A 13,146-nucleotide genomic window follows, 5' to 3' on the forward strand; every position below is an offset into this window, starting at 1 on the left:
TTCATCATCAAGAACTCTCATAGTTCTCTTTGGTCCTATATTTGGATTACCATCCTCATCGACAGTTGCCATATAAGCAAGCTGTTCACCAATTAAGTCTTTTATTTCTTGGGTTAATTTCATATTTTCACCTCATTATATTATTTTTACTTCTTGATTATAGCACATTTTTTAAAAATAATCAATAGTGATTATCATTATCGAATGATTTTTATGTTTTAAAAATTTTTTTGATAAAAAGCAAGTAAAAATAGGACGCTAAAACCATAAATTTCTAATGATTTATAGGTTGGGTTGAAGTATGATAAAATAAGTATATTCATTAGAATTATGAAAGGATTATTATGACAGATAGAAAACCTTATTATATTACAACACCAATATATTATCCAAACTCCAATTTACATATAGGAAATACCTATACTTCTATAATTGCAGACGTTCTAAAAAGGTATAAGACTCTTTTAGGTTACGATGCCTACCTTGTAACAGGTACTGATGAGCACGGCCAAAAGATTATGGAATCTGCCCATGCCCATGGCAAGGAGCCACAAGAATTTGTAGATAAAATCGCAGCTGAAACCATAAAATTATGGGAAAAGCTTGATATAAACTACGATACTTTTATAAGATCAACAGGTAAACAACATGAACAAGACGTAGTTGATATTTTCAACAAACTTTATGAACAAGGCGATATTTATAAGGGAGAATACAAGGGATATTACTGCACACCTTGTGAAACTTTTTGGACTGAAAGCCAGTTGGAAGATGGCAAATGCCCTGATTGTGGCAGGGATGTAAACTACCAAGAAGAGGAAACTTATTTCTTTAGATTATCCAAATATGCAGACAAATTAAAAGAATTATTTAAAGACCATCCAGAATTTTTAGAGCCTGCTTTTAGGCAAAAGGAAATGCTTAATAACTTTATAAACAAGGGACTAGAGGACCTTTCTGTAACCAGAACTTCCTTTGACTGGGGAGTTGACGTGCCATTTGATAACAAGCACGTGGTTTATGTGTGGATTGATGCTCTTTCTTGCTACCTTTCAGCCATTGGCTATGGGGATGATAAGGAAAAATTCAACAGATATTGGCCAGCATCCGTTCATTTAATTGGTAAGGACATAGTAAGATTTCACACTATAATTTGGCCAGCACTTTTGATGGCCCTTGACCTTCCACTTCCAGAAAAAGTTTTTGCCCATGGTTGGATTTTGTTTGAAAACGACAAGATGAGCAAGTCAAAGGGTAATATCATGTATCCAGAGCCACTTGTAGAACTTTACGGCAACGATGCACTTAAATATTTCATGCTTAGGGAATTTAACTTTGGATCTGACGGAGACTTTTCTTCAAAGAAATTTATGGATAGGTACAACTCTGATCTTGTAAATGACCTTGGTAACCTTGTTTCAAGAACAACTTCTATGATTTCAAAATACAATGGTGGAGTGATTGAAAAGGGTACAGAAGAAGGCGAATTTGACGATGAATTAATCGCCCTTGCCAAGGAAACCTATGTAAGATTTACAGAATTGATGGATTCTTTCAAATTCAATGAAGCTCTTGAAACAATTTGGAAATTAATCCGTCGTGCCAATAAATATGTAGATGAAACTGAGCCATGGATCCTAGGTCGTGATGAGGAAAATCTTCCAAGACTAAATAGGGTTTTATATAATCTTGCAGAGACCTTGAGGATTGTAGCTCAACTAATAGAGCCAACCATGAAGGATACTACAAAATTAATCCTAGAAAAACTAGGCACAGACAACAAGGGCTTTGAATCTGCAAAGGAATTTGGTCTTCTAGAAGAAGGTGCAAAAGTTTCTAAGGGCAAAAACCTCTTTGATAGGCTAGATGTAGAAGAAGAATTAGTAAAACTTCACGATAAAAACAACGCTCTTATCCACGAAAGACTAGCTGAGAAAAAAGAAGAACCAGCAGTAGAAGAAGCAAAACCAGAAATAACCTACGAAGATTTTACCAAACTAGACCTAGTTGTAGGAAAAATCATCGAAGCAAATGACCATCCAAATGCTGATAAGCTCCTAGTTTTCAAGGTTGATATAGGATCTGAAGTAAGGACAATAGTATCAGGCATCAAAAAATGGTACAAGGCAGAAGATTTAATCGGCAAAAATGTAATCGTGGTTAAAAACCTAGCTCCAAGAAAGATGAGAGGAATCGAATCTCAAGGAATGCTTTTAGCAGCTGATTTTGGTGAAGATTTGACCATGCTTTCAACACTCGCTGATATCAAGCCAGGAAGCAAGGTTTCTTAATGAATTTAATTGATTCACACGCCCATTTAACAAGCGAAGAATTTAACGAAGACAGGCTCTTTATCCTAAGAGACCTGTCTAATTTCTCTATAGAAGCTGTAATTAATCCGGGGGTCAATCTAGAAAATTCTAGGGAAAATGTAAGGCTTGCAAAGGAATTTAAAAATTTTTATGCCCAAGTAGGAATCCATCCTTCAGATGTGGAGGAAATGGGAGAAAACGACCTTACTGAGATTGAAAAACTCGCCAAAGATGCTGTTGCAATCGGGGAAATTGGTCTTGATTATTATTGGACAACAGAAACCAAGGACCTACAGAAAAAAGTTTTTATAGCCCAACTAGAAATGGCAAGGAAACTTGGAAAACCAGTTGTAATCCACAACAGGGAAGCGACAGAAGATATTATGGAGATTTTGGCAAATTATAAGGACTTAAAGGTTCAAATCCATTGCTTTTCAACAGATGAAGAGACCCTTAAAACCTTTATGGATTGGGGATTTTATATTTCTATCGGTGGGGTTGTGACCTACAATACTGGTCTAAATGAAAAGGCTGCCGCAGCCCTTGTTCCGATCGAAAGACTCATGCTTGAAACAGATAGTCCCTATCTTACACCAGAGCCTTATAGGGGAATGAGAAATGATCCTCGAAAAATTATAGAAGTGGCTAGAAAGATTGCGGAAATTAGGGGGATGAAATTGTCAAAAGTCGCTAAGTGGACAAGCAAAAACGCCAGGGAGTTTTTTAACCTATGATAAAAGAGATAATTGTAGTTGAAGGAAAAGATGATATAGCTAACGTGAAAAGGGCAGTAGACTGCGAAATGATTGCTACAAATGGCCTTGCCTTCGGATATGACCTTATAAATCGCCTCATAGAAATAAACGACAGGTGCGGAATAATCATCCTAACTGACCCTGATTATGCAGGCAAAAGAATTAGGGCAAGGCTTGCCAGACACATTCCGACTGCCAAGCACGCCTACATAGACAGGAAAAAAGCTATCAAAAAGGGCGATTTGGGTGTGGAAAATGCAGATCCAGAAGTAATTATAGCTGCCCTAAAAAGAGCAAAGGCTGAAGAAACCATTCGCAGGGAAGAGTTTACCATGGCAGATCTTGTGAAAAATGGCCTATCTATTGGCGATGGGTCTCGAGAGAAAAGGGCTAAACTTGGTGAAATGTTGGGGATAGGCTATTATAATTCCAAGGGGCTTTTGGCTAAGCTTAATTCCTTTGGGGTAAGCCGTGAAGAATTTGAAAGGGCGGTATCTAGCTTATGAGAAAATTATATTCACCAAAGGTAGTAAAGGACATAATCGACTTCTACGGCTTTAGGTTTTCCAAATCTTTGGGCCAAAACTTTTTGATTGACAAAAATTTTGTTGATAAAATCGTAGATGGAGCTGATATTGCTGGCAAAAACGTAATTGAAGTAGGTCCTGGTATTGGAACAATCTCCTACGAGATGGCTAAAATTTGCAAAAAATTAGTCCTAATTGAAATTGACGATAGCCTTATTCCAATACTTGAAGAAAATATGTCCGACTTTGAAAATGTAACAATCATCCACCAAGACATTTTAAAAACTGATTTAAAAGAAATCCAAGATAAGTATTTTGGTGGCGAAGCCTTTGATTTTGTATCAAACCTTCCTTATTATATCACAACACCCATTATAGAAAAAATCTTTGAAGAAGACCTTGACTGCCACTCTATGACTATCATGGTCCAAAAGGAAGTGGCAGATAGGATGCTGGCCACAGAAAAAGACAAGGACTACTCGTCCCTATCTGTCTTTGTAAAATATTATTCTGATGCCAGGCTTTTAACCAAGGTACCAAAGTCAGTTTTTATGCCTCAACCAAAGATAGATTCATCTGTCCTAAGGCTTGATTTGAGGATTTATGATGAAAAAGTAGACAAGGAAAAGCTCTTCGCCTTAGTAAAGGCAGGTTTCCTAAAAAGACGTAAAACCATCTTAAATTCCCTATCGGCAGTGGCGGAAAAGGATGATCTTAAAAAAGTTTTTGATTCTTTAGGTTTAAAGGAAAACTTGAGGGCAGAAAATCTTTCCCTAGATGATTATATAAAAATTGCTAATGAATTAGAAAATTATTAGGAAAGATAAATCCTTGAGATAATTATATATTATTTTCAAAAAATGGGTATAAATAATTTGTAGAATAATAGAAAGAGGGATATAAATGCACGATATTACAATTTACACATCAAATACTTGCGTATTTTGCAAGGCAGCTAAGCAATATTTTAAGGAAAACAATATTGACTATAAGGAAAGAAATATCGATCAAGACAAGGAAGCTGTAAACTACCTAATAGAAAAGGGTTACAGGGGTGTGCCAGTAATCAATATTGACGGCGAAGACATTGTTGGCTTTGATAAAAAAGTTATAGAAGAAAAACTTAAATAAAAAATGACTTTTTAGTCAACGTTGAGAGAATATAAAAAGTCATTCCGACAGAAAATCCGTAAGGATTTGACGAGGAATCTTATGAAAACATTCAAAGAGACTTGATTGTTTCAAACCTTAGATAAACGGATATGAAAATTTCCAAAGAAAATACCTGCCTTAGTTCGCAGGTATTTTTTTGCATTTTTATCTGTATTTGATGTTGGAATTTACAGTTTCTATGTCTTTACCTAGGCAATATTTGATATAAGGAACTAGATAGTCCTTGTCGATTGCCTTTGGACCAAAGATAAGTCTTTGGTATTTTAACTCGTAGTCTATTAGGTAGGTGCCTAAAAATGGGAGAGGAAAGTTTGGGTTGTGGAATTTTATTTCCTTAAAATGTCCACGGGATTCATCTTCATCAAGGTCGACTACAATCCTGTATTCGCCTTCGTAGGCATAGGCATCTTTTTTGAAATAATAGGAAATCTTATCAAGTTTTAAAAAGATTTCATTGTTAAAAGTCCTAAGGAGTTGGCTCTTATCAGTTGAATCTTTTTTATTGATATCTACAATTTTTTCTATATATGCCTCATAGTCGACTTTTAGTTTTTTTAATAAACCGTTGATTTCATCGGATTTTTGATTGTAAGAAAAAGCTTTTTCTCCAATGTAAAAGACCTTTACTAGCTTGATTTTTTTGTCATTTATAATTGATTTTATAAATTCCTTAGAAAATTCCAAGAAGACACCCTTGGTATCATCGGCATACTGCTTCCACATTGGTAGGCTATCTGCCATAGTTGATGCGGATAAGAGGTAGATTTTGTTGTTACCATAGTTATTTAGGCTTATATAGTCCTCGTTGCTCCCATTTAGGTATTCGAAAAGCGCCTTACCTTCCATAGGGTCGTTTAGCATTCTGGCATTTGTTAGTCTTAACTTGTTTCGGTAGATTTGATCAACATCTTCCATGTCAGCATCTATCAAATACCCCAAACTATCAAGGGAAGTGTAGTGGCCTATGGAAAGTTTATTTTCGGCATTTTTTAGGTTTTCATAATCTGAAGGCTTGACTGTTAGGAGGTCTACTATCCTATCTATATCATAGGAAATGGCTTCTTCGTAGGCCCTTAAATTATCTTTCTTTTTGGGTAGGATTTTGTAAAAATCATTTAATTTTTCAAAAATATTTAGGCTATCCCTAAATTCATATTCAAGACAGGATAAATATTCCTTATAGAAATCTTTACTTTTATAATTTGGGTTAAAATCAAGAGTTCCCAATTCCTCGAGCGACTTGTTTATAAATTCGTAGATGATATTCAAATCTGAATCCGATTTTGATTTTTTATTGATAGATGAAAAAATTTTAAAGATTTCATCAGTTTTCCCAAAATCATTTAGAACATTGGCCATCTTTAGCAAAGAGAGGCTGAAACCATCAAATTCTCTTAGGAGAGAGTCTTTGATAATAGTGTGATAGCCCATGTTTTTGTTTTCAAAATAATCGCTCTTTTTTAAAATCAAATCATTAAGGCTAGTTAGGACTTGCTTAGTTTTTTCAATACCAAAAACTTCTATCATATTTAGGTAGTAGTGAGGATTTGAAAAAATTGTGATATAGGAACTTAATTTAGAAATTTTGTCCTTATCTATAGTAAGTAGGCTAGATGAAGCTTCAAAATCCTCTTTTAATAAGTCAAGGGCCTTGTATTTAAGGTTGGTTATTTCCTTAGTATCCTTAAAACTTTCCTCTTCTTTGTATAATTTTATATCACCAATCCTAATATTTTTTGAAAAATTACTAGCATGTATATATGAAACATGAAATTTATTTTTGAATTTGTAGTCTATATCTTCGCTCATCTTAAAAAGGAGTGAGTCTTTATAGGTTGGATTTATATTTTTCAAGTTAGCATCATCTTCATAAAAACTATAGGAGATGCCTTCCTTTAGGTTTTCTTCTTTAATTAATAGGTTACATTCACCAACAAAGTCTACAAATTCATTGATTTTAAAAATAAAAAGACCATCAAGAGTTTTAAAAAATCTTGCTTTCAAGGCTGTATTTCCTAGAATTTTTCTCAGCAAAGCTTCATCATAGGAATAAAGCTTGGCAAAAATCATTTCCTTATTTATTTTATCTTCTTTTATATAAGCTGGGTTGTCCTTTAAGAGGTCAACTAGAATTTTTTCTATATTTTCCATAAGCGCTCCATTCTAGTTATTACTATACTAATAAAAATTTTTTTTGATAAAAAAGCCCGCTTAACAGCGGGTCTAGTATAAATCAATTGATTGGATGTTGCCATTTAGGGCATTTAGCCTTACAGTGTAGCCATCATTGGTTTTGAGGTAGTAGGTTTTGATTGTAGAAGATTCGTTTTTGGGATCTTCTGTGAGATATTCTCCAAAGTTATTTTTTATATCATAAACTGAATCTTCGAGTTTTATCCCCATAATCTCAAAGTCTCTATTTGTGTTTATAACTGAGGCACTAAGCTCCTTTATCTTTTCGGTTTCTATATTTTTTTTGTCAGTATCTAGGTCATAATAGGCTTCTAGTAGATAAAATTCCCTATATACTTCATTGTTGACTCCGTCTGTAAACCAGGTTGGCTTTGGTTCGAATGATTCTCCAATTCTTGAAATAGTTGCAACAAGACGGTTATTTTTTTCTTTTAAAGAATAAGTAAAACCATTTTTAGTAAAATCTGACAAGCTTATAGGAAATTTATATAGGTCACCTTCAATAATAAAGGATGAATCCCTTTTGAATTTAGTAGAATAACCCTTATTTGGTGCAGTAGTTATATAGGGATTTTTGTTTGGCTCTAGGGCTTTTTCTGTGGTAAGTAAAATTGGATAAGCAAAGGCCATTATTAGGTTTAGGATGGCTATGAGGAGGACTCCTTCCCTAAAGTTTTTATTTACCCCATCTATAAGAGCGGCTATGGCTCCAATTGTGCCAAGCACGACACAAAGCATACAAGCGAATTTAAGAGGTCTATCAAAACCTAAAAAATTTATATAGGAATATCTAAAGGCAAAAGAAATTGCTAGGACTAGGATGCCTATTAGTAAAGTTAATCGATAGATTTTTTTACTTAAAAAATTCTTCATTTGTTTTCCTCTAATATCTAAAATCTTCACAACATTTTACACTTTTATTAAAAAATTTACAAATACGTGTTATAATTATAATAGGTAAGTAGGTCTATTAGAATACTACTTAAAATTTGTACTTATAAAGCAGGGGGACATATGTTTGATTTTAAACAGGCGAAAGGAAGAGTTGACGAGGTAATAAATCCAACCCATTTAATTTATTCGGAAGTGTTTTCTGATTCATCAAATAACAATGTTTACATAAAGCCAGAAAATCTTCAAAAAACCGGATCTTTTAAGCTTAGGGGAGCCTACAACAAATTATCAAAACTTGACAAAGAAGCCGCCAATAAGGGGATTATCACAGCATCTGCTGGCAACCACGCCCAAGGAGTGGCTTTTTCTGCCCAAAAACTAGGGATGAAAGCTGTAATTTGTATGCCAGAGCATACTCCAATGATTAAGGTAGATGGGACCTTAAAATATGGGGCAGAAGTCGTTTTGCATGGGGAAAGCTTTGATGAATGCAAAGAACACGCCCTAAAACTTGCCGAAGAAAAAGGCTATACCTTTATTCCTCCTTTTGATGACCTAGATGTTATAGAAGGTCAAGGCACAATTGGTCTTGAAATTGTAGAAGAACTTAAATATGTCGACTATGTTTTAGTCCCAGTTGGCGGCGGCGGTCTAATTTCGGGTGTGGCAAAGTGCTTAAAACAAATATCACCCTTAATTAAGGTAATAGGTGTTGAGCCATATTCTGCAAGAAGCATGAAAGAAGCTGTTAAGCAAGGTCACATTGTAACTCTCGAAGGGGTTGATACTATAGCTGATGGTACAGCTGTAGCAACTGTTGGTAAGACCAATTATGAAATCTGTAAAGATAATGTTGATGATTGGATAACAGTGACTGACGAAGAAATCTTAATGGCCTTTATTAAATTAATTGAAAAACACAAATTGATTGCAGAACCATCAGGAATCCTTCCACTAGCTGCTCTTGATAAGTTAAATTTCTTTAATAAAAACGTAGTTTGCCTAGTTTCTGGTGGAAATATTGATATGTCCTTTATCTCCCAGTTGATTAATAAGGGTTTATATGAAACAGGACGAATCGCAAGAATTGAAGTAGAGTTACCAAATATACCAGGCAAGCTCCAAGGCCTTTTGACAGAAATTGCTCAAACCAAGGCTAACGTAATTTCCATAGAACATGATGGATTCAAGGAAGCAAGTAGGTTTAAAAATATAAATGTAGAACTAACTCTTGAAACCAATGGTAAGGACCACGTCAAAAAAATTAGAGAAGTAATAGGTAAGAAGGGATATATCATACATTGATGAAACTAAGCGATTTAGTTAAGAAAATTAAATATTTAGACATAAGGCACGGAGCAGATTTTGAAATTAAGGCAGTAACAAACAATTCTAAAAAAGTAGAAAAGGATTTTGTTTTTGTAGCTGTTAAGGGTTCTATTTTTGATGGTCATAAGTATATTGATGATGCCATTAAAAATGGTGCCAAGGCAATTGTCCATACAGAGGAAGTGGAATATAAAAAAGAAATTACCTATTTAAAGGTCGCCGACCCTAGGGAGACTTTGGCAGAAATTTCAAATCAAATTACAGGCTTTCCATCAGAAAAATTAAATGTAATTGGGGTTACTGGCACAAATGGGAAAACCACCACATCCAAATTAATTGCCTATTTGATTGAAAAAGTTTTTGGCCCTTGTGCAAATATAGGTACTGATGGGGCAAATGTGGGCGGAGAAATAATTGAAACATCAAATACAACACCGGACATAACAGAAATTAACAGGGTTTTAGAAAAGTCTCTTGAAAAGGGAATAAAATATGTAACACTCGAGGCATCAAGCCACGGCCTAGTCCAAAAAAGGCTTGCTGGAGTTCGTTTCAAGGTAGGGATTTTTAACAACCTCTCAACCGAACACCTCGATTACCACAAGACTATGGAAGAATATTTTAAGGCCAAGATGATTCTTTTTGAAAATTCTGAAGTTACAATTGCAAATATCAATGATCCTTGGGGTAAAAAGGCTATAGAACTTTACCCAAAGACCCTAAGCTTTGGCAAGGACGCAAAAGCAAACATCAGGGCAACCGACGTGAGGAAAACCGATAAGGGAATTTCTTTTAAGGTTGACGGAGTGGACTTTTTCATAAGGACAATTGCTGATTTTGAATTAAATAATTACTTGGCGGCTATCTCTACCTTAAAGGTTCTGGGGGCAAGTCTATCAAAATTAAGTGAGGTTATAACTGATTTTCCAGGAGTAGGCTCTAGGTTTGAATATATAGAAAATGACAAGAACTTAAATATAATTGTAGATTTCGCCCATACTCCAAGGGCCTTTGAGGAAATTTTTAAAAGCCTACCTGCTGATAAGAAAAAAATCGCTGTTTTTGGTATCCAGGGCGATAGGAATGAAGAATTTAGAATGCTAATAGGAAAGACTGTTTCAGATTATGGAATTTACGCCATAGTAACTACAGATGACCCAAAATTTGACACTTACGAAAAAATTTCAAAAGATATAGTTTCTGGTATGGCGGAAAATTATGGGGCCTATACCCTTATAAAAGACAGGAAAGAGGCCATCGAAGCGGCCCTCAGAATGGCAAAACCAGGAGACTATGTACTTTTTATGGGCAAGGGTGAGGAAAATTTCATAAAACTCCATGGTAATGAAAAAACTCCTTGGAACGAAAAAGCGACTATCAGAGAGATTTTAGGGAAAATATGAAAACCGTATTAATAGGCGGGGGAGTTGCAGGTTTATTTTTTGCCAACCTCTATGATGGAAATCTGATTGTTGTCGAAAAAAATGAAGTGGCAGGTAGGAAACTTCTAGCTACGGGCAACGGCAGGTGTAATTTTACAAATTTAAATTTATCCTTTGAGAATTTTCATTCTTCTAGCAAAGACTTTTACAAAAAAGCCTTAGAAAAATACGACAATTACGATTTGATAAATTTTTTAAATGGACTTGGAATTTTGACAACTTCCCTACCATCAGGCAGGTGCTATCCACAAACCTTGAGTGCAAGGACAATTAGGGATATTTTGTACCTAAATGCCCAGGGGAAATTTATTTTTGAAAGCGAAGTAAAAGATATTGACTTTAAAAACCGTTTAGTAATTACAGATAAGGCCAAGATTTACTTTGATAAGCTTGTCATTGCAAGTGGTGGAATCACCCTTCCGGGTTCTGGTTCGGATGGAAAAATTTTCGATATCCTAAGACCCTACCATAAGGTCACAAGGCTTACCTATGGGATTACAAATTATAAAACAGCTAATCCTCTGTCAAAAAAAGTCAAGGGTGTGAGGGTATCTGCCAAGGCCAGTCTTTTTGTAGATGGAAAATTTATTAAAAAATCAACAGACGATGTGATTTTCCAAGCCTATGGTCTTACAGGCACAGCTATCCTTGACCTTTCAAACGAGATTTCCTATGCCCTTGCAGATTGCAAAGATATTTGGGTATCCCTTGACCTTTTGGTTGATTATGGTGAAAGGAAGCTTTTCGAAATCATAAAAAATTTAGGTAAAAAAAATCCAAAAAAGACTATCGAAGAAATTTTAATGGGTTTTTTGAATGAAAAACTTATCATAGATATCCTAAATAGGGTAAAATTAAAGGGTAAGATTAAGATTGGTGGTATAACTGATGATGAAATTACAAGACTTATCAGGACTATTAAGGATTTAAGATTTAAAATTACTGCTATAAATGATGAGGAAAATGCCCAGGTAACTATCGGAGGAATTGACACAAACTTTGTAGATACTAAGACTTTTGAATCTAAAATCATCCCAAATCTTTACTTCATAGGCGAAGTCCTAGATGTGGACGGGTCTTGTGGAGGTTATAACATCCAGTGGGCCTATTCGTCAGCCAAGGCGTGTGCGATGGGGCTATTAGGAAAAAATTGAGAGGAAATTAATGTTAAAAATAAATAGAAAGTTAAGAGAAATGAGAGATAATGGCGAGAGCATCAAGCTTGCAATCATTGGTTGTGGCAAGATGGGAGGTTCTCTAATTAGCCAATTATCCAAACTTGACGCTATGGAAGTCAAATTAGTTGTAGATAGGAATCCAAGAAAGGCTATCAAAGCTTTAACCCAAGCTGGTATTGCCGAAGATAAGATAATCTACACTGATGATTATAATGAAGGCTACGAAGTTCTTGAAAAAGGATATGTGGCTGTATCTACTAACTACAGACTTTCCTACAAATTATTACAAATAAATGCAGTTGTGGATTGTACTGGCAACCCTCCTTTTGGGGCAGTAATTGCTAGAAAAACCATCCAATATCACAAACACATGATAAGCTTCAATGTTGAGTGCGAAGCAACAGTTGGACCTATCCTTCACGATATGGCTAAAAAAGCTGGCGTTGTTTACACAGGTATTTTAGGAGATGAACCAGGAGCTATTATGGAACTTGTTGACAATGCCTACGGCATGGGTCTTGAAGTCCTAGTGGCAGCCAAGGGTAAAAACAATCCGCTAAATAACTACGCAACAAATGAAGAATTAGAAGAAGAAGCTAATTCTAAAAAATTATCGCCAAGAATGCTTACAAGCTTTGTTGATGGTACAAATACCATGATTGAGCTAAATTCTGTATGCAATGCTATTGGATTTTTGCCAGATACCTTAGGTTGCCACGGCATTAGCACAAGCCCTGACAAGGTTGTAGAAGACTTTAAGCTAAAAAAAGACGGTGGATTATTAAATTCTTATGGAGTTGTGGATTTTTCTCCAGGTATGGCACCAGGTGTTTTCATAATTGTAACAAGCGACCAAGAAGACGTAAGAGATTTGATGAAGTTTTTAGGTTTTGGAGATGGGCCAAATTATTTACTCTACAGGCCATACCACCTAACAAGTCTTGAAGCGCCAATTACAATCTTTAATGCAGTTGTTGAAAACGAGCCAACCATAGCGCCAATCCACGGTCAGGTGGCAGATACTGTAGCTATTGCAAAAAGAGATATCAAAAAAGGCGAAAAACTTGACGGAATCGGATCAAATAAGGTATTTGGCAAACTAACTAGCCACACAAGATCTATAGAAGAAGATCTCCTACCAATAGGCCTAATTACACCAAAAACCGAAGCAATCGTTGATATTCCTAAAGATACTATAATTGATATGTCCATGGTAAAAATCGACGAAAAAGCTACAATTACCAGACTTAGAAGAAGACAAAATTCTATGAAACTATAAAATAAAATCAAATCAAATTAAAAAAACCACAGGTCAAGAACCTGTGGTTTTTTAACGAAATTTT

General features: G+C 35.2%; 12 protein-coding genes. 9 read left to right on the top strand and 3 right to left on the bottom strand.

Features of this window, described 5'->3' with window-relative positions; translation table 11 throughout:
• Positions 1–123 (bottom strand): pyridoxamine 5'-phosphate oxidase family protein (locus tag RQ893_RS09100; protein WP_399523295.1); only part of this gene is annotated, 123 nt, incomplete at its 3' end.
• Positions 124–344: 221 nt separating this feature from the next.
• Between RQ893_RS09100 and metG the strand changes: the two genes are divergently transcribed.
• The 5 genes from metG (at position 345) to RQ893_RS01195 (ending at position 4,725) form a co-directional block, all read left to right on the top strand.
• The gene (gene metG, locus RQ893_RS01175) at positions 345–2,291 is read left to right on the top strand and encodes a methionine--tRNA ligase (protein ID WP_311481231.1); all 1,947 of its coding nucleotides are present in this window, start codon (positions 345–347) and stop codon (positions 2,289–2,291) included.
• Positions 2,291–3,046 carry a TatD family hydrolase gene (locus RQ893_RS01180; protein ID WP_311481232.1) on the top strand — a complete coding sequence of 252 codons (756 nt, stop codon included), beginning with the start codon at positions 2,291–2,293 and terminating at the stop codon, positions 3,044–3,046. The genes metG and RQ893_RS01180 overlap by 1 nt, the downstream gene beginning before the upstream one ends.
• On the top strand, positions 3,043–3,573 hold the full coding sequence (gene rnmV, locus RQ893_RS01185; RefSeq protein ID WP_311481233.1) for a ribonuclease M5: 531 nt from the start codon (positions 3,043–3,045) through the stop codon (positions 3,571–3,573). The genes RQ893_RS01180 and rnmV overlap by 4 nt, the downstream gene beginning before the upstream one ends.
• Positions 3,570–4,412: a 16S rRNA (adenine(1518)-N(6)/adenine(1519)-N(6))-dimethyltransferase RsmA gene (rsmA, locus tag RQ893_RS01190; protein WP_311481234.1), complete on the top strand. Its 843-nt coding sequence runs from the start codon at positions 3,570–3,572 to the stop codon at positions 4,410–4,412. The genes rnmV and rsmA overlap by 4 nt, the downstream gene beginning before the upstream one ends.
• An 85-nt stretch (positions 4,413–4,497) precedes the next feature.
• Positions 4,498–4,725 carry a glutaredoxin family protein gene (locus RQ893_RS01195; protein ID WP_311481235.1) on the top strand — a complete coding sequence of 76 codons (228 nt, stop codon included), beginning with the start codon at positions 4,498–4,500 and terminating at the stop codon, positions 4,723–4,725.
• A gap of 186 nt (positions 4,726–4,911) precedes the next feature.
• On the opposite strand, the gene RQ893_RS01200 is transcribed toward RQ893_RS01195, so the two are convergent.
• Positions 4,912–6,918, bottom strand: coding sequence for a DUF2971 domain-containing protein (locus RQ893_RS01200; RefSeq protein WP_311481236.1), 2,007 nt, complete (start codon positions 6,916–6,918; stop codon positions 4,912–4,914).
• 72 nt (positions 6,919–6,990) lie between these two features.
• The gene (locus RQ893_RS01205; protein ID WP_311481237.1) at positions 6,991–7,833 is read right to left on the bottom strand and encodes a hypothetical protein; all 843 of its coding nucleotides are present in this window, start codon (positions 7,831–7,833) and stop codon (positions 6,991–6,993) included.
• A gap of 141 nt (positions 7,834–7,974) precedes the next feature.
• Between RQ893_RS01205 and ilvA the strand changes: the two genes are divergently transcribed.
• The 4 genes from ilvA to RQ893_RS01225 are packed head-to-tail and all read left to right on the top strand — an operon-like array spanning position 7,975 to position 13,082.
• Positions 7,975–9,159, top strand: a complete 1,185-nt coding sequence (ilvA, locus tag RQ893_RS01210) for a threonine ammonia-lyase (RefSeq protein ID WP_311481238.1) — start codon at positions 7,975–7,977, stop codon at positions 9,157–9,159.
• Positions 9,159–10,586 (top strand): UDP-N-acetylmuramoyl-L-alanyl-D-glutamate--2,6-diaminopimelate ligase, encoded by a 1,428-nt coding sequence (locus RQ893_RS01215; RefSeq protein ID WP_311481239.1) that lies wholly within the window; start codon positions 9,159–9,161, stop codon positions 10,584–10,586. The genes ilvA and RQ893_RS01215 overlap by 1 nt, the downstream gene beginning before the upstream one ends.
• Positions 10,583–11,779 carry an aminoacetone oxidase family FAD-binding enzyme gene (locus RQ893_RS01220; RefSeq protein WP_311481240.1) on the top strand — a complete coding sequence of 399 codons (1,197 nt, stop codon included), beginning with the start codon at positions 10,583–10,585 and terminating at the stop codon, positions 11,777–11,779. Before RQ893_RS01215 ends, RQ893_RS01220 begins: the two co-directional genes overlap by 4 nt.
• Positions 11,780–11,789: 10 nt before the next feature.
• Entirely contained in the window at positions 11,790–13,082 is a 1,293-nt protein-coding gene (locus RQ893_RS01225) for an NAD(P)-binding domain-containing protein (RefSeq protein ID WP_311481241.1), read from the top strand.
• Positions 13,083–13,146: the final 64 nt, after the last annotated feature.

This window comes from uncultured Anaerococcus sp., assembly GCF_963510915.1.
Lineage (GTDB): Bacteria > Bacillota > Clostridia > Tissierellales > Peptoniphilaceae > Anaerococcus.

Coding starts and splice junctions, on each gene's coding strand:
- rsmA (WP_311481234.1), top strand. CDS start 3,570: ATGAGAAAATTATATTCACCAAAGGTAGTAAAGGACATAATCGACTTC.
- ilvA (WP_311481238.1), top strand. CDS start 7,975: ATGTTTGATTTTAAACAGGCGAAAGGAAGAGTTGACGAGGTAATAAAT.
- RQ893_RS01220 (WP_311481240.1), top strand. CDS start 10,583: ATGAAAACCGTATTAATAGGCGGGGGAGTTGCAGGTTTATTTTTTGCC.
- rnmV (WP_311481233.1), top strand. CDS start 3,043: ATGATAAAAGAGATAATTGTAGTTGAAGGAAAAGATGATATAGCTAAC.
- RQ893_RS01180 (WP_311481232.1), top strand. CDS start 2,291: ATGAATTTAATTGATTCACACGCCCATTTAACAAGCGAAGAATTTAAC.
- RQ893_RS01205 (WP_311481237.1), bottom strand. CDS start 7,833: ATGAAGAATTTTTTAAGTAAAAAAATCTATCGATTAACTTTACTAATA.
- RQ893_RS01225 (WP_311481241.1), top strand. CDS start 11,790: ATGTTAAAAATAAATAGAAAGTTAAGAGAAATGAGAGATAATGGCGAG.
- RQ893_RS01215 (WP_311481239.1), top strand. CDS start 9,159: ATGAAACTAAGCGATTTAGTTAAGAAAATTAAATATTTAGACATAAGG.
- RQ893_RS01195 (WP_311481235.1), top strand. CDS start 4,498: ATGCACGATATTACAATTTACACATCAAATACTTGCGTATTTTGCAAG.
- metG (WP_311481231.1), top strand. CDS start 345: ATGACAGATAGAAAACCTTATTATATTACAACACCAATATATTATCCA.
- RQ893_RS01200 (WP_311481236.1), bottom strand. CDS start 6,918: ATGGAAAATATAGAAAAAATTCTAGTTGACCTCTTAAAGGACAACCCA.